A 779-nucleotide genomic window follows, 5' to 3' on the forward strand; every position below is an offset into this window, starting at 1 on the left:
GTGGGCCCATTTTCTTATCCCACGGCGGCGCACAGCGCCTGGAAAACTATCCCGGCATGAGCTCGGGTTGGCTTCGGGCCGCGCCCTGCGGCGCACCGGCAGGTCCTCCCGGCACCCAAAACCGCACGCACGACCGGATTCTGGCCCCCGGGCATCTACGTTATCCTTTTGTCGAACAAAACTTTTCGCTATCCACCCCAGCTTGTGCTGCCGAGCTGATGGGCGATTTCGGTTGCGGTGTCGCGCAGTCGCTGGGTGTGCCTCGAGGTCAGGTCGTCGGGATCCAGGGTGACCCGTTGGCAGACTAGGCCGACGGTGCCAAGGATCTCGTCGGCCTGCAGGATCGGCGCGGCGACTACGGCGATCCCCGGCAACACGTCCGCAGACATGCAGACTCCTTGCTCGCGGATGCCTGCGGGCCGCGTATCGTCGACCGGCCGCTCGTGGAGCGGCAGCGTTTCCCGGGCGGCGGGCCGAGTAAGCGAGGAAGAGCAAGCCCTGCGCGGACCGGGTGAGCGGCAACGTCGAGCCTTCCCGGATCGTCAGTGAAACGAGGCGATCGGTGTTGTCGGCGACCCGCACGACTACGGGCACAGACCCGCTGCCGGGACCCGAAGCGCGACCTCGGCGAGGCACTCGATGAGCTGTTCGTGTTGCATCGTTGTTCCCTCTCGTCGGTTCCGAGGTCAGTGCAGGTAGCCGCCACCGTCGACAACCAGGATCTGACCGGTGATGAAACGCGCGGCGTCGGAGAGCAGGAACGCCACCGGCCCGGCGAA

At 66.4% G+C, this 779-nt stretch carries 2 protein-coding genes; both read right to left on the minus strand.

Annotation, left to right across the window (positions count from 1 at the left end; translation table 11 throughout):
* Positions 1 to 188: 188 nt before the first annotated feature.
* On the minus strand, positions 189 to 389 hold the full coding sequence (locus tag F6Q13_RS18405; protein WP_367141367.1) for a hypothetical protein: 201 nt from the start codon (positions 387 to 389) through the stop codon (positions 189 to 191).
* A 297-nt stretch (positions 390 to 686) separates the two neighbouring features.
* Positions 687 to 767, minus strand: coding sequence for an SDR family oxidoreductase (locus F6Q13_RS20370; RefSeq protein WP_367141368.1), 81 nt, complete (start codon positions 765 to 767; stop codon positions 687 to 689).
* Positions 768 to 779 lie beyond the last annotated feature (12 nt).

The organism is Mycobacterium sp. (assembly GCF_008709575.1).
Classification (GTDB): Bacteria; Actinomycetota; Actinomycetes; order Mycobacteriales; family Mycobacteriaceae; genus Mycobacterium.